This is a genomic window from Rufibacter soli (assembly GCF_054781795.1).
The window spans coordinates 154,983-175,003 of record NZ_BAAGTS010000005.1; the positions used below are offsets into that span (position 1 = coordinate 154,983).

Consider the following 20,021-nt stretch of genomic DNA (forward strand, 5'->3'; position numbering starts at 1 on the left):
ACTGAATTCAATGTGCAATCTGCCTAAATGCTCATAGATCAATAACCATTCATTACCGCGCAAAAGCTAGAAGGAATAAATGTCTGTCAACTCACAAAGCCAAACTAATTCTGGGGAATGGAATAAACCTAATAAGTTTCATCCCCTCTCCACCAACATAATAAAGTTGCAGGAGTACACCTCATTCTTCGACCTAACAGAAATTATCTTATTTGAATGGCTTATAGTAAAAGCTAGAGCCTTTGCTAAATCACGCAACCTTGATGAGTTCTTTTATTCTAAAAGAAGGATTTCAGCAGAAACCCATATTAAAGAGGATAGAATCACAACTATTATAAAACGATTTTTACAAGAGGGCATTATTCACACAACTACTAAGGGCATGCCCAAAACAACTCATTTTACTATTTTAAAACCAAGAGTAATCGAGTTACTTCCTAAAATTTATAAGTATACTAATTATAGCCAACTTGAGTCTTTTTTCAGAGAATTTATTGCTGAAAGCAGCAAGCATAAAGAATATACAAATAAGAATAGTAAAGAAGTATTAAAAGAAGAGAAAGGAAAGGAGTATTTGTCTGACTGCAACTTCGTTTCGTCAGTTGATGCCCCATCTTCTGAACCTCAGCTGCCAGAAATGGAAGCTCTGTTATACCTTAACAACAATATAGATGAGGAACAGGAGGATTGGGATTGGCTTATGAACGAATATGTCTGGGACGTGGGCAGCAATTCACAGCAAGAATGGGCAAAGCAAATGGAGGAGGAAAAATTCAGAAGAGACGCAGAAAAAAAACGCAAGGCCGAAACCATAGAAAATTTGAAGCACTTAATTATCGCCACGCATGAAGAGCGAGTCCGCGTTTTTAATCAGAACAGCGCCAATAAAAAGCCTTATGCGCCCCTATCTTTCACTAAAAAGTCACTTGATCTGCTCTTTGAAATGTCTTTTGAATTTACAGAAGATCAAATAGAACACAGTTTCGCCGCCTTCGTTGATGCTATTTTGCAAGGTCAAGTCAAGGTTAAGAAAATCCTGCCCTACTTTCTGGCAAAAAAGGACAGTGATTTTGACACTGCTATAAACTTCCTAGACAACTTTAATATTAATTATAGCTACCGTGAAAAAGAATAATGCCAAAACTCAGGGCTTGTTATAGAGATACGCACATAAACTTTGCGTATTAGCTTAAAGCATGTTTTTAAGACATTGTTGCCGTTCTTCATCCAAAGAATCCCCCTGGACCATTTTATAGCTAAAGGGCCGCTACGGGCTTTAAAACAGGCGAAAACAGTAATCCTTTAATCACTATGGGTCACTTTTTAGAAATGATTAGGAGAGGTCAACGGTTGAAAGGAATTATGAATGTTTTAGCCACAATTGTTAGGCGCTTAAGGCTTACCCGCTAATTTAAGGTCTCCAAAAAATGCATGGTTTAAAGCGGCTTTAGAAAACTTTGTCATTAGTGAAATTCGTATCCTCTGTCCGATATTTGTCCGAAGCAAAGCAAAAAGCCCTGTAAGTGATTGTCTTACAGGGCTTTTGAATAAAAACTGGTGGAGATGCAGGGATTCGAACCCTGGTCCAGACAAGGAAACTTGAGCGCTTTCTACATGTTTAGTCTTGGTTGGGTTTTCGTGTGCCTCCAGGCCCAAGCCTGGCCTTTGAAGTCACCTTAGATGCTTTAGTTTCATGCAGTCCCCGCACCTTGGACTACACTAGATCGGCATTACGATGCCCTGTGACCAACCCCCACCGAACCGAGGAGCTGCAGGACAATGGCAAAATGCTTAGTACCTAGACTAGGCAGCCATGGCGTAGTTAGACTCGCCAGATAATCGTCGGTCAATTCTGATTTACGGGAAAACTGCCAACTCCCGACATGCTTACACCCAGCCTACACAAGCTGTCAATTCCGGTCATCCCCAATTGTGAAAGAACTATCTCGGTTACAATACGGCCGATGCCTGCAAAAGTAACCAAATACTAGACAAAAACCAGTCTTTTCTGGTTCCCCTGTTTTAAGCACGTTTTGGCTAAAACAGGCTTAAAACGGCTTTTTACAAGAACTCCTTAAGTTGGCTCAGGCAATGCACCTCATAGGTGGGCTTGAGCCGGGGGCGCTTTTTCTCGGGGTTGAACAGCACCTGGTCAATACCGGCGTTCATGGCCCCTAGAATATCAGCGTCCAGGCTGTCGCCAATCATGAGGCTGTCCTGGGCGGTGACCCCGGCGCGTTCCAGGGCATGCTGGAAAATGCGTTTGTCAGGTTTGGTGCAGTTAATGCATTCAGAGGTAACCACCTCAGAAAAGTAAGAGTCCAGCCCTGCCGACTTCATTTTGATGTACTGTACGTCTTTAAACCCGTTGGTGATGATGTGCAAGGTGTACTTCTGCTGCAGGTAGTCCAGCACCTCATGGGTGAAGGGGAAAACGGCCGTCTTGGTGGGGCAGATATCAGTGAAGGCTTTGCTTAGGCCCGCCGGAATATCTGCTTCGGCCATGCCCAGGCCGGTAAGGCTTTTGGTGAACCGGTTTTCGCGGAGTTGCTGCTGCGTGATCTTGCCCTTGTGGTATTGGTCCCACATGCGTTGGTTCACAAAGCTGTATTTCTTGTAGAAAGAGTCGCGGGAGAAGTTTCCCAGTTCCCCTAGCTTGAAATAGTCATAGAGGTAATAAAGCGTCTCCTCAGAGTTCTTTTCAAAGTCCCAGAGGGTGTGGTCCAGGTCAAAGAACAGGTGACGGTATGTTTTAGGCTTTCTCATAAGGTAAAGGGCAAGGCTTCTCTGGAACGAGCCAGGCCAAGGCAAAGTTCTTCATTCTTAATGAACTTCGGGCCGTTTTGTTTTGAGGGAAGGGGAAAAGGAACCCGCGCGCAGGATCATTTTATGCAACGGGGCCTCCAGAAGGTAGTACCCCACCACCGAGAAAAAAGCCAGCAGCAGCATAACGCCGCCCCGGTTGGGCCACACATGAAAGTACAACAGATCAAACCCGAAGGTGTAATGCACCAGGTAAAAAATATAGGAGCCCTTGCCCAGTTCCTGCCCCAACCGAGAGCCCAGCGCCTTGGAAAGCAGCGTGTTTTCCTGGCATAGACCCCACAGCAGCCCTGTTATCACCAGCGGTAGCAACAGATGATAGGTGCCATGAAAAAGCCAATTCTGGCTGGAAGGCGAGAACAGGATAGGCAAGACATTCAGGAAAACCATGCCGGCCAGCAGGGCCAAAGCACTACCGTAAGTCCAGAACCCAAGGGTAGGTTTTGCGAAGGTTGGATTAGCCGAGGTGCGCCCCAGGTGGCGGGCCAGCCAGATGCCTAGGCAAAACTCCAAGCAGCGGCCAAAAAAGGTCACTCTCAGGAAATAATGCCAGTCCGGGAGAAAACCGTACGTCAGGAAAGCATTACCTGCCACGGCAATAACAACCCCCACCAATACAATGGCTACCACACTGCCCGCCAAACGCAGCCTGGGCCAGTAAAAGAGAAGGAGCGGGGCTGCCAGGTAAAAGCAGACCTCGGCGGTGAGCGACCACCCAATGCCTATGCCACTGAAGGCCAGGTCTGAGAAAAAGCCCTGCGCCATGACCAGGTTAGCCAGCCAACTCACAGGCCTGAAATCCTGCCTGAAAAACAGGGCGACTACCGTGCACAGCAGGTACATGGGGTACAAGCGGGCAAAACGATGCAGGAAAAACCGCCTGATCTCAGTGCCACGTAAAGTTGAAAAGGAGGTGCTGTAGCGCGTACCAATCAGGAAGCCGCTCAACACAAAGAAGATACTCACGCCCAAATGTCCTTCCTGGGCCAGAAACCCTCCTGGTGATTTACCAATAGACGGGATAAGCGCATGGTGCGCGAATACCAGAAACGCAGCCACCGCGCGCAGGCCGGTAAGGGCCGGGAAATAGGCTTTCTCTGAGGTCAAGGACACGCGGGTTTATATGCCCGTAAAATGGCGCTGCTGCAGCCGGTTCACGGCCAACTCACGGTTAGAGAACAGGGTCTGGTACACTTGCTGGTCTTTGAGCAGTTGCTGGTCTTTCTCCATGTAGCCAAACATTTGCTGCAAAAAGTCCATCATTTCATCTTTGATATAATAAAACGCCCATTGGTCCTGTTTACGGTAAGACACCAGGCCCGTGTTCTTCAGGTAGATAAGGTGGCGCGAGGTCTTGGTTTGGGTAAAGTCCAGGACCAGTTCCAGGTCGGCAATGCAAAGTTCCTTGTTGCGCAACAGCAGGTAAAGAACCCGTATTCTGGAGGTGTCACTCAGGGCCTTGAATACTTGTTCCCCAAAACTGACGTTAAAATTTTTGAGCCGCATGGGGTATCTCTTCGTAAATTATTTAAAGCTCTACGGCACAAAGTAGCATAAAAAGCCTATACTTGTAAACGATCTTACCCATGACTACGCTATATTTTCTCCTTTCCCGTTCGTTCTCACGCAAGTGGCCGCTTTTGATGCGCTTTTCCCTGGGGCTCCTGTTTTTATCGCTCATTAGCCTCTCTGATGCCCAGGCCCAAGGCGGGCGGAAGATAGTGCAGCTCACCGGGGTCATCACCGCCGGCGACAGCTTGTTCGGGTTACCGGGTGCCAGCGTGTACATACCCAAGGCCGGGCGGGGCACCAATACCAATGAATACGGCTACTTCTCCTTACCCGTCTTAACCGGCGACAGCGTGGTGTTCAGCTCATTGGGTTATGCCAAACAGTCTCTGGTAATCCCGGAGAACTTTGCCAAAGACAGTTATTCCATCATTATTGAAATGTTGGAAGACCCCAACATGCTGCCCGAGGTGCGGGTTTTCCCGTACGCTACTTTCCGGGATCTTACCCAGGCTGTATTGGCCATGAAATCACCCATCGGGGATATTGACCGTGAGAATGCCATGAGCCAACAGATTCTGGACCAGATGTTCCGGAATACGCCCATGGACGCCACCTCTAACCACCGCACCTACATGGGCCTGCAAAACCAGCAGAATATGCGCCGAGGAGGCTACAACCCCGGGGCTACCAACCCACTCCTAAACCCTTTTGCCTGGTATGAAGTGATCAAAGGCATAAAGCGCGGAGACTTCAAGAAGAAAGAATAACTTTTATAAATCTAGTTATAAGAAACGGCAAGGCAAACCTGGAAAACAGGGCCTTGCCGTTTTCTGTTTTAAGGGTGTTTTTGGGAAAACAGGCTTAAAACGCAAGGGTGGGATTTCGCTTCCTATGGTTGAAAGGTAAGAGTTGGAATACGCATTCCGTCCCCCTTTGAAGGGGGTAGGGGGATGATGTACTTGTGCAGAGGATAGCATTTCCGAGAATCAACCTTTACGTGTTTTATTTTTGGAGCTTATGGTTCTTCAACCGCCTTTGTCATCCCCCTACCCCCTTCAAAGGGGGACGAGGAAGAGGGCAGAAGTAATGGCAGGATGGCAGAAAGATTAATGAATCTGAATTGTAGGGGCAATCCCTTGTGGTTGCCCATATGCAGTGGAAAACGTTTTAGGGCAACCACAAGGGATTGCCCCTACAATTAAACGTTTCTCCGGAATTACCATCTGCACATCTTCAAGAGTAAAAAAAATTAGAACGTAAAAAGGCCGCTCTTTCTAAAGAGCGGCCTTTTGTTTGTGTTGTTTTGAGGCCGTTTTTAGAAAAACATGCCCAAAACAGGATTACCAGTTGCTGCTAGAGGTAGGTGGAGTTTGTTGCTGTTGGCGTTGCAGCGGGTTAGGCGTAATGGCCTGGGGCTGCTGCTTGAACAACTCAAATCGGCTGGGCTGTGCGCGTTGCGGCCAGGCGTTGTTGTCCATGTTGATGTCGGCGGTTTCCTGGAACGGGTCTAGCAGGAAACTCACCACCGGTTTCTCGGTCACAAACACCTTGGTGATCTCCTGGTCGTTGTAGCGCCAGATCTCTGCCGGTATGCGCACGATCTGGTTAGAACCGTCCCGGAAAGTCATCTGCACCACTACTGGCATCACCAGACCGCCGTTGTTTTTAATGCTCACCTCATAGAAGTTCAGGCCTTTCTCCAGCAGGGCACGCTCCTCTGGTTTCAGGCTTTTCAGGTACTGCTGGTACTGGGCCTTGCTTTCGGCGGTTACCGCCAGCGGGTCATAGGTGTTGTAGAAGTCCTTCAGCTCAGGCTTGGCGTCTAGCAGGGTTTTAGGGATGTCCTGCAGGTTACGCTGCTGCGACAGGCTCTTGGGCTCAGCGTTGATCTCAGAGCGGCGGCGGGCATTCTCTACCTCAGGGTTCTTGGTGTCTACTGCGTACCATTTCACGCCGGTTAGTTCTTGTTCCACGTGGTCAGTGGTGTAGAACCAGCCTCTCCAGAACCAGTCTAGGTCAGTGCCAGAGGCGTCTTCCATGGTCCGGAAGAAGTCTGCCGGCATAGGGTGTTTAAAGGCCCAACGACGCGCGTATTCCTTAAAGGCGTAGTCAAACAGTTTACGGCCCAGTACGGTTTCACGCAGGATATTCAGGGCGGTGGCCGGCTTACCATAGGCGTTGTTACCCAGCTGCGTCACAGACTCAGAGTTGGTCATGATAGGCTGCTGCAGGCTCTTGTCCATTTTCATGTAAGAGACCATGTTGCGGGGCTCACCACGGCTAGACGGGTAGTCACGCTGCCATTCCTGCTCGGTGAGGTACTGTACAAAGGTGTTAAGGCCTTCGTCCATCCAGGTCCACTGGCGCTCATCTGAGTTAATGATCATCGGGAAGAAGTTGTGGCCTACCTCATGGATGATCACGGAGATCATGCCGTACTTGGTACGCTCGGTGTAAGAACCGTCTTTCTCGGGGCGGCCGCCATTGAACGAGATCATAGGGTATTCCATGCCGCCTACCGCGCCGTGCACAGAGATAGCAACCGGATACGGGTAGTCAATGGTGAATTTAGAGTAGGTCTTCAAGGTATGGGCTACTACCTCTGTAGAGTACTGGCCCCACAGTGGGTTGCCTTCTTTGGGGTAGAAGCTCATGGCCAGCGTATTCTTGCCGGCAACTTTCACGTTCATGGCATCCCAGATGAACTTGCGGCTAGAGGCCCACGCAAAGTCACGCACGTCTTTGGCCACAAATGTCCAGGTTTTCTTGCCTTTGGCTTTGTTTTTCTCGGCTTTCAAGGCTTCCTCTGGGGTCACGATCAAGACCGGTTTGTTGGCTTTCTGGGCCTGGGCCAGGCGATTGCGCTGGGCGCTGGTTAAGATGTCTTCGTTCTGCAGCTCGCCGGTAGAGGCCACAATATGGTCTGCGGGCACGGTCAGGCTTACTTTGTAGTCACCAAAAGGCAACGCAAACTCGCCGGTACCCAGGAACTGCTTGTGCTGCCAGCCGTTCACGTCATCATAGACGGCCATGCGTGGAAACCACTGGGCCATTTGGTATTCATAGTTGCCGTCCTCGGGGAAGAACTCATAGCCGCCGCGGCCGCCCTGCTTCCGTTGGTCATTGATAAGGTTGGTCCAGTCAATGGAGAACTTCACGCTCTGCTTGGGCTTTAAGGGCTGGGGCAGATCAATACGCATCATGGTGAAGTTGATGGTGTAGGGCAGCGCTTTGCTGTTGGCGTCTTTCACCGACTTGATTTTGTAGCCACCGTCAAAGGTTTGCTCGGCCAGGGCCTCGGCTACACCAAACGTAGGCTTCTCCGGAATCTTGGTGCTCCGGGTGAGGCTGGTCATAGAGTTCTTCTCAAAGATGTTCTGGTCCAACTGTACCCACAGGTACGTTAAAACATCTGGCGAGAGGTTGGTATAGGTGATGGTCTCAGAGCCGGTGAGGCTTTGGTTGTCATCGTTCAGCTCGGCTTTGATGTTGTAGTCGGCACGCTGTTGCCAGTATTCATGGCCAGGCGCGCCTGAAGCGGTGCGGTAGGTGTTGGGGGTGGGCAGTTCCTGGGCCAGTTGCCTGAATTTGGATTTATCAATGTTTTCCTGCGCCAGGGCCGGTGCTGCCAGACTCAAGAGAAGCCCAGCCGCGGATAAAAAGTGTTTCATTAAGTTTTTTGTGCAGTTTGTTGTAGAGGTAAGAGCTTGTTTAAATAAGAGCTTGTTTAAAACTATCTTTTGCGCTGCAAAACGTGATTGTAAGACCCTGTGCCTGCGTTTTTCTCGCAGCGCAGCGCTGCTACGCTGCTCATAAATCGCTTCGGCAGAACCCTGCACTAACGTTTCTCGCTTGTGAGATCAAAATTTAAGCAAGCTCTAATGAAGCAAATTGGCGAAATCTGGCCAAAGAAAAAAATACCTGGTCTCAGGAAATGGCTTCGGGCAGATCTTCCCCGAAATGTTTTCTGATGTCTTGCCGAAACGCCACCATCACCTGCACTATTTTCAGGCCCATGGGGACCAGAATGATGCCCATGAGACTAGGCTTGAAATAGCCATTTACCAGAAAGAAAACCGGAATGGAGATAAACGTGGCGCCCACCAGAATGCCCAGCAGTAAAACGCTGTAGCTGCCGTACCGGGCCACGGGGTACCACCATTTCTTTTTCATGGCCAGAGTGGTGCGCACATAGGCCGCATAGTCTTTTTCCTTTTGTTTGCGGGCGCGTTCCCGGGCTACAGCCGCCCAGGCAGGGTATTCCTTGGGGTCTGCGGGCGGGTCATACACATACTGGTAGCGGTCCCAGTCAGAGACAGGCTGTGGTTTAGGGCCTGGGGAAGCAGGGCCGGCAGCGGTTGCATAGGCGGGAGCGGGCGTGATGCCATGGAAACGCTGCAGGTACTCATAGGCCGCCTGCACCTTCAGGAAAGCTTCCTGGGCTCCGGCGTCATGGTTGCGGTCTGGGTGGAATTGGAGTACCAGTTGGCGGTACTTACGCCTTACCTGGGGCATGTCTGTGCCAAAAGGTACTTGCAGCACACGGTAAGACTCGGCCAACATGAGGAAAGGCAGCTAAAATAAGGGATCTTGTTTTTTTGTTTTACGGTAGTTTTCTAAAAAATAGCCGTAAAATCCTGCTTCAAAATAAGCATAAGTGCAATAGCCCCGGCGGCACTGCTCACCCCCAATACCCAATCCCGTTTTTTAACGGGCAGCATGCGGGTAAGCACAAAATTGAGCGCCAGCACCAGTACTACCACCAGCAATTGGCCCAGCTCAATGCCCACATTAAATGCGAAAAGCTCCAGCACAATGTTCTGTCCCTGGCCTAGCAGCGATTTCAGGTAATTGGAAAACCCCATGCCATGCACCAGGCCAAACCCTACGGCCAACACGTTGTTCAGGGCCCAGGCCGTGGTGTTGCGGCGCTGGCAGGTAGCCAACTGCGTGAAATTATAGATACAGGTGAGTAAAATGGTAATGGGGATCAGTAGCTCTATGAGGGCGGTGTTGAATTTGATGATTTCCAGGGTGGACAACGCCAGCGTGATGGAGTGCCCAATGGTGAAACTAGTGACTAAAGCCAGAATACGGCGCCACTCACTGCCGGAATACACAGCGCACATGGCCAGCACAAACACCATATGGTCATACGCCCGCCAATCTGAAATATGCTCAAACCCTAGTTGTAGGTACGTGAAGAAGACGGAAGACACTATATCAACTTTTTAGTGAACAGGAACAAACAAAATTATAAAAATTGCCTGATTAGGCAAGCCGAAGGAAGAGGAGTTGAATAATTCTGTGAAAAGCTAACGGAAAGCATAAGACTGTCAGGTCTTTGAATTGTGCCAGGTTCATGGTTTAATCTAATAGGAGTCTGGTTGGTGCGTAGTTTTGGTGCTTCTTTAAAGCTACTTAAATAATGAGTAGTGCCCGAAAGTGATATTCATGTATTTTGCAGTTTAGGCTTGATCAAGGTAGGGTAATTTGCAACTTAACTAGCCTGGAAGTTGAATGCGAGAGGCTTTTATCTACTGCTGTTTTTGCACTGTTTTCTTAAAAACACCCTTAAAACGGAACAGCCAGCTAATAGCTATGAAAGGAAGGCAGTTTGGCGTTTCTACCGTAATTGGTTGTCGCGATGGTTAAGGTTACTGGGGCAAGCATTAATTGGTGTCAGTGCATAAGGTTGTTTCTGGTTTGGCTTCTTTTTCATTTTGGCCATTCTTCTTTGGTTTTTCTTCTTTCTCTCTGTCATCCTGGAAGGATCTTGGTAGCGAATGGTAATGACAATGAATACCCGCTGCCGCCGTTCGCCCACAAGCCCCTTTCAGGTAACAAAAAGTAATAATATAGTATAGAGCAGGTAGGGTAGTAATCAGTCATGCGCGCGGACGAAAGCCGGCGCTTAAGAAGCTTACCGAAGACAAAGGTTCAAATAGCGTCAAAAGTGTTTTCTTTTCCAGAATGAGATACCTAGCTTCTAGGATAAAAAATAAAAAAGGGGCAGGAGATTTCTCCTGCCCCTTTTGCAAAGGAAGCATTTAAAACTTATCGGTCTACCGGCAGATCAATGTCTATGTTCACAAACCTGATCTGGTCGCGGTCCAGTACTGCTTCTACCACGGCGTCCTTCCGGATGTCGCCGGAGAGGATAGCTTTGGACAGCTCATTGAGGATGCGGCGTTGCAGCACGCGTTTCAATGGGCGGGCCCCAAACTGCGGGTCGTAGCCTTCGCGGCTCAGGAAGTCCAGTACCTCATCGGTAGCTTCCAAGCGGATGCCGCTGTCTTCCAGACGCTCCTGAATGTGGCGGAACTGAATCTCCACAATCTTCCGGATCTCTCTGGAGCTCAACGGACGGAACATGATCAGCTCATCAATTCTGTTGAGGAACTCCGGCCGCAGCGTTTTCTTCAGAAGCTCCAACACTTCTTCCTTGGTCCGCTCAATGGTAGGCTCAGGGTTCTTTTCATCCAGATCCTGGAAGTTCTCCTGGATGATGTGCGCCCCAATGTTGGAGGTCATGATGATAATGGTGTTCTTGAAGTTGGCTACGCGGCCTTTGTTGTCGGTGAGCCTACCGTCATCTAGTACCTGCAGCAGGATGTTGAACACGTCTGGGTGCGCTTTCTCAATCTCGTCCAGCAGAATCACGGAGTACGGCTTGCGGCGCACGGCCTCAGTCAGCTGACCGCCTTCATCGTAGCCCACATATCCTGGAGGCGCCCCAATCAAACGGCTTACGGCGTGTCGCTCCTGGTACTCACTCATATCTATACGCACCATGGCGTTCTCGTCATTGAACAGGAAGTCAGCCAGAGCCTTGGCCAGCTCGGTTTTACCCACCCCGGTAGTACCCAGAAAGATAAAGGACCCGATAGGCCGCTTAGGGTCCTGCAACCCGGCGCGGCTGCGGCGAACGGCGTCAGAGATGGCCGCAATGGCTTCTTCCTGACCAGCTACGCGGCGACCCAGTTCCTCTTCCAGGTGCAGGAGTTTCTCGCGGTCACTCTGCAGCATCTTGTTCACCGGTACGCCGGTCCACTTGGCCACTACCTCGGCAATGTCCTCAGAGGTAACCTCTTCCTGCAACATGTGATCTCCGTCCTGCTGGGCTTTCACCTGGTCCTGCAGCTCTTTTAGCTTGGCCTCAGACTCTTGTATTTTACCGTATCGCAGCTCGGCCACGCGGCCGTAGTCGCCGGCACGTTCGGCCTGCTCGGCTTCCAGCTTGTAGTGGTCAATGGCCTCTTTCTCTTTCTGGATGCCTTCAATGACCTGTTTCTCGCTTTGCCACTTGGCTTTCAGGGCATCGCGGGTCTCGCTCAGGTCAGCAATCTCTTTGGAAAGCTGGTTTTCTTTTTCCTTGTCGTTTTCCCGCCGGATGGCCTCGCGCTCAATCTCCAGTTGCATGATCTTGCGCTGCACCTCGTCCAGTTCTACCGGCAGAGAGTCCATCTCAATACGCAGCTTAGACGCTGCTTCGTCAATGAGGTCAATCGCCTTGTCGGGCAGGAACCGGTCGGTAATGTAGCGGCTGGAGAGTTCCACGGCGGCAATGATGGCGTCGTCCTTGATGCGCACCCCATGGTGCAGCTCGTATTTGTCTTTGATACCCCGCAGGATAGAGATAGCATCTGGAATGCTGGGCTCATCTACGGTCACGGCCTGGAACCGGCGCTCCATGGCTTTGTCTTTCTCAAAGTACTTTTGGTATTCCTTGAGTGTGGTGGCGCCAATGGCGTGCAGCTCACCACGGGCCAGGGCCGGCTTCAACAGGTTGGCTGCGTCCATGGCGCTTTCACCGCCGCCCCCCGCGCCAATGAGGGTGTGGATCTCATCAATGAAAAGCACGATTTCGCCTTCGGCGTCTACCACTTCCTTGATCACGGCTTTGAGGCGCTCTTCAAACTCACCTTTGTATTTGGCACCCGCCACCAGCAACCCCATGTCCAGGCTCATGATGGTTTTGGTCTTGAGGTTCTCGGGCACGTCGCCGGATACGATGCGCTGGGCCAGGCCCTCCACAATGGCGGTTTTCCCCACGCCGGGTTCCCCTAAAAGGATTGGGTTGTTCTTGGTACGGCGGCTCAAAATCTGGAGCACGCGTCTGATTTCCTCGTCACGCCCAATCACGGGGTCAATCTTGCCCTGGCGAGCCTGCTCGTTGAGGTCAATAGCGTAGCGCTTCAGCGAGTTATATTTCGCCTCAGCGTTCTGGTCAGTGACTTTGGAGTCGCCGCGAAGCTCCTTGATGGCGGCTTTAAGGCCTTTCTCGGTAACCCCTGAGTCTTTGAGCAGCGTGGCTACTTTGTCTTTCCCTCCCAACAAGCCCAGGAGCAGATGTTCAATAGCCACATACTCATCCCCGAACTCCTTCAGGTACGAGGTAGCCTTCTGCAGGGCTGCCGCCGCATCGTTGCCCAGGTAGGGGCTGCCGCCGCTTACCTTGGGGTAACCGTTCACAATCTCGTCCAGGCGGGTATTGAGTTGGTTCACGTTTACGCCCAGCTTCTTGAAGTAGAAGTTGGAGACGTTCTCGTCGGTTTGCAGGATGCCCTTAAGCAGGTGACCCGTCTCAATGGCCTGCTGCTGGTTGCCGCCGGCAATCTCGGTTGCCTTCTGCACCGCCTCCTGCGATTTGATGGTATAATTGTTAAAGTTCATAGCCTTTTATCGTCTTGTCTGTAGTTTCTACGACGATAATAGCAAATGAGGTACCGATGTGGAAGAAGGGTGGTTTTCGGAAATAATGACAGGATTAAAAGGGGTTTATTTATTAAAATGAGACAAAAAGTCTTTATTTGGAACTGCTTTTGCTTTCTCATCCGTTAGTTTGCGGCTCCATCTGAATCTTTTTGTGCACGCCTTTCTGCCTGCTGCTGGCGTAGTGTCTGCTGTCGCCTTACGCCCTTATGCTGTATTGTTTCATGGTTTCCCTCCGAGCGCTCACGGCCGCGGGGCCCCGTCTTTCCCCCTCGCACTGCCCTTGCGGCCGAGTTGTAGTCTGCCCTTAGTAAAGCCCCTGCAGGGCCACAAGCGAGGCGCTCGAGGGAAAGACTGGAATCGGGGGAATGAATGGGAAGGTAAGCAGAGGTCATTGGCGTTTTAGGCATGTTTTTCAGAAGACAGGCTCAAAACACAATAACGCTAAAAGATGACTGAACCGCTTGCTAAGCGCAGACTCCCCCCTTGAGGGGGGGTACACAGGGGAGTACTTTTTGCAGATTTATAGAATTGCCCTCTTCCTTGTCCCCCTTGAAGGGGGTAGGGGATGACTACTCCTTCCAATCAAATCCGTTTCCAGCCCGTTTTCCGCAAAACACACTTAAAACGCCTTTCCCTTACTCCCCACTCACCCTTGCCAGCACTACCCGCATCCAATGGTACACCTGTTGCAATTCTGCGGGATCTAGTATAGCGTCATCTTTGGAGAAGGTGAGTTGTAGGCCGCCTTCGTCGTCTTCGTGTTTCAGTTCCAGTTCGCAGTCACGGTGGGTGAGGAGGAAGGAGCGGAGGTCTGGGTCTGCGAACAGGGCCTTGAGGGTGTCAGGTTGGTTGGTTTTGATGATGAAGGCTTCGTCTACCTCGGGATCACCTAGTTTAATGTCTTCCAGGCCGAAGACCGTGCCGAGCTCATTTACCCAGTCCTGCTCGTGTAGGTGGAACCGAAGGGAGGTGTTGCCGGGAACGGGCGCCAGGAAACTGGTACTGGAGAAACCGCCTTCAAACCCGCCGCCCAGGTCAATGTCAATATCAAAGTAAATGGTCTGGTCGCCCTGGTTGAGTTGAGCGGAGTATTGCAGGAGGTCCTGGTGCCGGGCCATGTCAGTGGCTACCTGTTGCCAGAGTTCCTCTTCAGTGTTAGCGGTAAAAGTCTTGATGGTTTCCATAGGGTGGGTGCGTTGGGTTAGGGCAGCCTGGTCTCTAAAAAATAATAGCCCGACGGCACTTCATTAGACGTGCCGCCGGGCTATTTGGTTAAGAAGTAACATTTCAGTGCCAAATGCTCCTATCTGTTTTAAGCCTGTTTTCTTAAAAACGGCCTCAAAACAAAGGAGACTCAGAACTCAAGACTCAGAACTCAGAACTGCGCGCAGCGCCACTATTCCATGTTTTTGAAGAACACTGGCGAGTTTCCGTACAAAGGCGTGGCGCCGTTCCATTTTTCAATGAACTGTTGCTGGATGAGGAGCGGGGTAAGCGTTTGTTGGCGCAGACGGTTGGCGTCTGCTTCGGCTTGGGCCTCTACTATCTTTTTACGGGCCTGGGCTTCGGCTACCTTTAACTCGTTTTCTACCTGCATGGCCTGTTGCACGGCGCGGTTTTTCAGGTTGACGGCCCGCACAATCTCCTCTGGGTAAGAAAGGCCGCTGGTCATCTGTTCCAGCTTGAAGCCGTCTTTCTGCAGCGCCGAGTCCAGGGTGGATTGAACCTGCGCTTCAAACTGCTGGCGTTTGGAGATGATCTCCTCTGTGCTGTATTGGTTCAACCTGATTCTGAAGGCATCTTTCACGTAGTTGAGCAGCGTGGTCTGGGCAATAACGTCTATGGGTTTGCGGTATTTCTTGAAAATCTGAGGTGAGGCCCCCGGCTTCACGAAGAAAGAAATGGTGGGGTCTACGGTGAACACAGAGCCGTCCCGGGCATTGACCGTGAAAGCGGTGTAGTCCTGGGTCTGGATAAACGTAGGAAACTCATACACATCCTCGGTGAAAGGGTTGAACCACACGCGGCCCGTCACCAGCGACACATCCTGCACGCCTTTCTCGGTGCCGTACATTTTTACCAAAATGCCTTCATGCCCGGCATCTATACGGGTGCATGACTGGGTGGCGGTAATGGCAAATACAATAATGAGAAGCCCGGAAATAATTCCGGTAAGTAAGGGGCGGGTCATGGGCGTTTAAATTTAAAGATGAGGTACCTGATGATAATGAAATTGCCTATAAGTAAGGCCAATAGGAAAAAAGCGCCAAACATAACCGAGCTGTCTGAAGGCTGACGCAGCAATTGGGTAATTTGGGTGTAAGAAAGAAAGTCTACCGGAATGAGCAGTAGCAGCAAAAGCAATTGTTTGGGTTTCATGGGTTTGGCCGGCAAGCAGTTTCAGAAACCAATATTAAACAATCTTAATAGAGAAGGCTATTGTTGGGCGGTGAATCTGAAAGAGTTTCTTGGGTATGCCACAAAGGCCCGGCTATAACTGGTAGCCGGGCCTTTGTACTTACATGCTTTCCTCCTTTTTAAAGATTATTTGGGCTTTACCGCACCTCGGCCTTAAACACCTCAGCGTAATGATCTGCTAGCCGGGTGGGCTCCGGGAGCTTATGCTTTATGGCGGTTTTCAGGGCGATGGCGGTGGCCGTTTCCTGGTCCATTAAATGCCCCGGCGACACAAACACCGGCTTCACCTTGTCTTTGGTCCTGATCACCTCGCCAATAAGTTCGCCGCGGTGGGTGAGGGGCATGATGCTGCCCTTTTCCAGGGCCGGTTCTTCGTGCTTGCCCGTGAGTACTTTCTTGGCCACGCCCATGGTGGGCTTGTTCAGAAGCACCCCCAATTGGCTGGCAATACCCAGGCGGCGCGGGTGCGCGATGCCGTGGCCGTCTACCATGATCAGGTCTGGTTTATGCTGCAGTTTCTCATATGCCTTCACCAGGTTAGGCGCCTCCCTGAACGCCAGAAAACCCGGAATGTAGGGTAACTCCACCGGCCCATAATGGTACACTTTTTCCACCAGTTCCAGTTCCGGGTACGTCAAGACCACAAACACAGACAGGATATTCTCGCCAATGAACGATGAGTCACAACCGGCCAGCAACTTCAGGTCAAAGTCTGGTTTCTGTATAATAACCTGCTGCCTAAGTTGCTCCTGCTTCTCGGTTAATTCTTTGACAATCTTAGGATCTGGGGGCGGAAGATGGTTGGGCCAGGCCATAGGAGGGAGTTCTGTGTCTTAAGTTCTGAGTCTTGCGTCAATCCTGTTTCGGGGCTGTTTTCTGGAAAATAGGCTTAAAACAGGAATTGCCTTTTCTCTTACGGTGGCTTAGCTCTTTGGATACTTTTCTGGGCCAGGGCTGTTACATTGCTCCCAAGATTTATACACGCATTTCGTCCCCCTTTGAAGGGGGTAGGGGGATGATTGCTCGTGCTGAAATGGTGTTCCAGAAGTAGGGGCAATCCCTTGTGGTTGCCCTAAACGATGGTTAAGCGCACAGGGCAACCACAAGGGATTGCCCCTACGAAACCAAAGATGCGCAGAAGAGGGCAATGCGTGCGGACAGGTCAAGCCCTGCCCCTACAGGAAATGCTAGGGCTCGTGCTATGTGATACGCGCTACGTGATACCCAAACTCAAGCGCTACACGGCCTCATTAAATCAATAAACAGCACTTTCCATTGGCCTTTGATCTGCCCGAAATGGAATTTGAAGCCAGAGGCGGTATGCAGCACGGTTTTCTGGACGAGGAGTTGGGTTTGACCTACGGTTTTCTCCTCTTCTGGGGAGAGGCTGGCGTATTTGTAGGCTTCGTTTTTGCGAAAGGCAGTGGCGTCGGCTACAAAACAGCCATGGTCTGAGTAGGGTTCTGCATCGCCTTCGCAGGTGACCTTGGGTAGGGTCTTTACTTCTTTAAGCCGACAGTCTTTGAAGGTCTCGCTAATGGTAAAGAAGGGCCGTTGCTGCTGGTCGGCGCGCTTGAAGGTGGCAATGTCTGTGACGCGAGTGAATTGGGGCATGGCGCCGGGGGTGTCAATGAGGTACAGGCCCAGTTCGGGGTCAATGAGTTGGTTGAAGGCAACGCGGTCCTGCTCCTTGATGATCTTCTCAAAGCGCTTGAAGAACTTCTCAAAATCGTCTTCGGCCTTGGGCGAAGGTTTGCGCACCACTTCTTCCTGCACTGCGTTGAGCGTGTCTTTTTGCAGGACATCGGCTTGCCGACGGGCCTCAGATTTGGCCTGGGTAGCAGTGGCGGGGCTGGGTTTTTCCGGGGTTTGGGTGGTGGAATTGCTTTGACAGCCTAACAGCAAACCAAGGCCCAACAGGGGAAGGTATATCTTCATAACGCTATATACGGAGAAGGCAGGTAAAAGTAAAGGTGGCGCCAATCTATGGCGGTTGCCCTTCTACAAGAGCAACCGTAATGGCGGAACCATCAGGTATTGCCCCTTCCCTAACAATTCCAGTGAGCACACCTGGTTTCTGTTTTAGGCCCGTTTTCCCAAAAACAGGCTCAAAACGCCTTTTGGAGCCTAGGAAGTGGCTGCTATTTTTTATGTCTATTTGATTGGTAGGAAAGGCGGGTGTCGGGGTAGCCTGTAAAGAAAAGACACTTATATTTGCCATTCATTGTCCGGTGCGTATAAGGAGGCCGCGCAGGGGTTTCCTGCCGGTTAGCTGCACGCCCGGGGCCTATACCTTAAACCAAAGAACGCTATGACGAAAAATACCGCTAAGATTATCTATACCATCACAGATGAGGCGCCGGCCCTGGCCACGCACTCGTTCCTGCCTATTGTAAAGGCCTTCACCAAGGCCGCTGACATAGCCGTAGAAACCAGAGACATCTCCCTGGCCGGCCGTATTCTGGCTACTTTCCCGGAGAACCTGACCGCCGAGCAAAAGCAGGCCGATGACCTGGCTGAACTGGGTGACCTGGCCAAAACGCCGGAAGCCAACATCATTAAACTTCCTAACATTTCTGCCTCGGTTCCGCAGTTGACCCAAGCCATTAAAGAACTGCAGGGCCAGGGCTATAACATTCCAGATTACCCCGCCAACCCGCAAAACGATGCGGATCAGGAAATCAAAACCCGCTACGGCAAAGTGCTGGGTAGCGCCGTGAACCCGGTATTGCGCGAAGGGAACTCTGACCGCCGCGTGGCCGATGCCGTGAAGCAGTACGCCCGTAAGAACCCACACTCCATGGGGGCCTGGTCTTCTGACTCTAAATCGCACGTGGCCCACATGGACGGCGGCGATTTCTATGGCACCGAGCAGTCTGTAGTAGTAGACAATGCCACTAGCGTGAAGATTGAATTTGTAGGCGCTAACGGTACTGCCAAAACTTTGAAGGAAAACATTGCGCTCAAAGCGGGTGAAGTGATTGACTCGTCGGTTATGAGCAAAAAGGCGTTGCGCGCGTTCTTTGAGAAAGAGATTGCGGAGGCTAAGGCATCTGGCATTCTATTGTCCTTGCACCTGAAAGCCACCATGATGAAGGTCTCTGACCCTATCATGTTCGGGCATGCCGTAACCGTGTTCTTCAAAGATGTTTTTGCCAAGCACGCAGAGGCCCTGAAAGAAGCCGGTGTAGACCCTAACAATGGTTTAGGCGATGTGTACAGCAAAATCCAGAACCTGCCTTCCGACAAAAGAGAAGCCATTGAGGCAGATTTGAAAGCAGCCATCGAGAACGGACCGGCCCTGGCCATGGTTGATTCTGACAAAGGCATCACCAACCTGCACTTCCCCAATGATGTGATCATTGACGCGTCTATGCCAGCCGCTATTAGAACCTCTGGCAAGATGTGGGGTGCCGATGGCAAGCCGCATGATACCAAGTTCATGATTCCGGACCGTTCTTACGCCGGCATTTATGAGGCTGTGATTGAGTTCTGCAAAGAGAACGGCGCCTTTGACCCTAAGACGATGGGTACCGTGCCCAACATTGGCTTAATGGCCCAGAAAGCCGAGGAATACGGTTCGCATGACAAAACCTTCCAGATGACCGAGGCTGGTACCGTACGTGTAGTAGACGCTAACGGCAAGGCCCTGATGGAGCAGAAGGTAGAGGAAGGCGATATCTTTAGAATGTGCCAGACCAAAGACCTGCCTATTCAGGACTGGGTGAAACTGGCAGTAACCCGTGCCCGCATTACCGGTGCCCCTGCCATTTTCTGGTTAGACCCGCAGCGCGCGCATGACGCCAACCTGATCAAAAAAGTAGAGAAGTACCTGCAAGACCATGACACCAACGGTCTGGAGGTGAAGATCATGTCGCCAGTAGAGGCCATGAAATATACCTGCGAGCGCGCCAAGGCCGGGAAAGACACCATCTCGGTGACCGGTAACGTACTGCGTGACTACTTAACGGATTTGTTCCCGATTATTGAGTTAGGCACCAGCGCCAAGATGCTTTCCATTGTGCCTCTGCTGGACGGCGGCGGACTGTTTGAGACCGGTGCCGGCGGGTCTGCGCCTAAGCACGTACAGCAGTTCCAGGAAGAAAACTATCTGCGTTGGGATTCCCTGGGTGAGTTCCTGGCCCTGGCGGTTTCCCTGGAAGACCTGGCCTACAAAACCAAGAATGACAAAGCCGCCGTGCTAGCCGAAGCCTTGAACACGGCCAACGCCGAGTTCCTGGAGAAAGACAAGTCGCCGGCTAGAAAAGTAGGTGGTATTGACAACCGTGGCAGCCACTTCTACCTGGCGCTGTACTGGGCCCAGGCCCTGGCTGAGCAAACCAAGAACGAGGAACTGAGAGCCCAGTTTGCGGACCTGGCCAAGAACTTAACAGAGAACGAAGAGAAGATTGTACAGGAGCAGATTGCTGAGCAAGGCAAGCCGGTTGATATGGGCGGTTACTTCCACCCAGACACGGCCAAGGTAGAAAAAGCCATGCGCCCAAGTGCAACGTTGAACTCTTTCCTGGACCAGTTCTAGAAGAATAATA

15 protein-coding genes and 1 other RNA gene are annotated in these 20,021 nt (G+C 51.1%); 3 read left to right on the plus strand and 13 right to left on the minus strand.

Annotated features, from left to right (window positions below):
• Window positions 1-79: 79 nt before the first annotated feature.
• Window positions 80-1,135, plus strand: coding sequence for a hypothetical protein (locus ACYVJQ_RS15295; RefSeq protein ID WP_460893981.1), 1,056 nt, complete (start codon window positions 80-82; stop codon window positions 1,133-1,135).
• Between the two features lie 420 nt (window positions 1,136-1,555).
• On the opposite strand, the gene ssrA is transcribed toward ACYVJQ_RS15295, so the two are convergent.
• From ssrA to ACYVJQ_RS15315, 4 genes are all read right to left on the minus strand, one after another.
• Window positions 1,556-1,928: a transfer-messenger RNA gene (gene ssrA, locus ACYVJQ_RS15300) on the minus strand.
• A 133-nt stretch (window positions 1,929-2,061) separates the two neighbouring features.
• Window positions 2,062-2,766, minus strand: a complete 705-nt coding sequence (locus ACYVJQ_RS15305; protein ID WP_460893982.1) for a YjjG family noncanonical pyrimidine nucleotidase — start codon at window positions 2,764-2,766, stop codon at window positions 2,062-2,064.
• Between the two features lie 57 nt (window positions 2,767-2,823).
• Window positions 2,824-3,930, minus strand: a complete 1,107-nt coding sequence (locus ACYVJQ_RS15310; protein WP_460893983.1) for an acyltransferase family protein — start codon at window positions 3,928-3,930, stop codon at window positions 2,824-2,826.
• A gap of 12 nt (window positions 3,931-3,942) precedes the next feature.
• Window positions 3,943-4,329, minus strand: coding sequence for an ArsR/SmtB family transcription factor (locus tag ACYVJQ_RS15315; protein WP_460893984.1), 387 nt, complete (start codon window positions 4,327-4,329; stop codon window positions 3,943-3,945).
• 80 nt (window positions 4,330-4,409) lie between these two features.
• On the opposite strand from ACYVJQ_RS15315, the gene ACYVJQ_RS15320 reads away from it, so the two are divergent.
• Complete coding sequence (locus tag ACYVJQ_RS15320; protein ID WP_460893985.1) at window positions 4,410-5,102, plus strand: carboxypeptidase-like regulatory domain-containing protein; 693 nt, start codon at window positions 4,410-4,412, stop codon at window positions 5,100-5,102.
• Between the two features lie 573 nt (window positions 5,103-5,675).
• Here ACYVJQ_RS15320 and ACYVJQ_RS15325 read toward each other — a convergent pair.
• The 9 genes from ACYVJQ_RS15325 to ACYVJQ_RS15365 all read right to left on the minus strand — a co-directional run bounded on the left by ACYVJQ_RS15325 (window position 5,676) and on the right by ACYVJQ_RS15365 (window position 17,409).
• Window positions 5,676-8,006, minus strand: coding sequence for a M1 family metallopeptidase (locus ACYVJQ_RS15325; RefSeq protein WP_460893986.1), 2,331 nt, complete (start codon window positions 8,004-8,006; stop codon window positions 5,676-5,678).
• A gap of 256 nt (window positions 8,007-8,262) precedes the next feature.
• Window positions 8,263-8,898 (minus strand): J domain-containing protein, encoded by a 636-nt coding sequence (locus ACYVJQ_RS15330; RefSeq protein ID WP_460893987.1) that lies wholly within the window; start codon window positions 8,896-8,898, stop codon window positions 8,263-8,265.
• A gap of 53 nt (window positions 8,899-8,951) precedes the next feature.
• Window positions 8,952-9,554, minus strand: coding sequence for a HupE/UreJ family protein (locus ACYVJQ_RS15335; protein WP_460893988.1), 603 nt, complete (start codon window positions 9,552-9,554; stop codon window positions 8,952-8,954).
• 838 nt (window positions 9,555-10,392) lie between these two features.
• A complete protein-coding gene (gene clpB / locus ACYVJQ_RS15340; RefSeq protein WP_460893989.1) occupies window positions 10,393-13,011 on the minus strand; it encodes an ATP-dependent chaperone ClpB in 2,619 nt (872 codons plus the stop codon).
• Between the two features lie 677 nt (window positions 13,012-13,688).
• Window positions 13,689-14,237, minus strand: coding sequence for a hypothetical protein (locus tag ACYVJQ_RS15345; protein ID WP_460893990.1), 549 nt, complete (start codon window positions 14,235-14,237; stop codon window positions 13,689-13,691).
• A gap of 212 nt (window positions 14,238-14,449) precedes the next feature.
• Complete coding sequence (locus tag ACYVJQ_RS15350; RefSeq protein WP_460893991.1) at window positions 14,450-15,244, minus strand: SPFH domain-containing protein; 795 nt, start codon at window positions 15,242-15,244, stop codon at window positions 14,450-14,452.
• Window positions 15,241-15,432, minus strand: a complete 192-nt coding sequence (locus tag ACYVJQ_RS15355) for a hypothetical protein (RefSeq protein WP_460893992.1) — start codon at window positions 15,430-15,432, stop codon at window positions 15,241-15,243. Before ACYVJQ_RS15355 ends, ACYVJQ_RS15350 begins: the two co-directional genes overlap by 4 nt.
• A 176-nt stretch (window positions 15,433-15,608) precedes the next feature.
• On the minus strand, window positions 15,609-16,286 hold the full coding sequence (gene nfi / locus ACYVJQ_RS15360) for a deoxyribonuclease V (protein ID WP_460893993.1): 678 nt from the start codon (window positions 16,284-16,286) through the stop codon (window positions 15,609-15,611).
• A 415-nt stretch (window positions 16,287-16,701) separates the two neighbouring features.
• Entirely contained in the window at window positions 16,702-17,409 is a 708-nt protein-coding gene (locus ACYVJQ_RS15365) for a hypothetical protein (protein ID WP_460893994.1), read from the minus strand.
• Between the two features lie 373 nt (window positions 17,410-17,782).
• Here ACYVJQ_RS15365 and ACYVJQ_RS15370 point away from each other — a divergent pair, with 373 nt between their 5' ends.
• Entirely contained in the window at window positions 17,783-20,011 is a 2,229-nt protein-coding gene (locus ACYVJQ_RS15370; protein WP_460893995.1) for an NADP-dependent isocitrate dehydrogenase, read from the plus strand.
• Window positions 20,012-20,021: the final 10 nt, after the last annotated feature.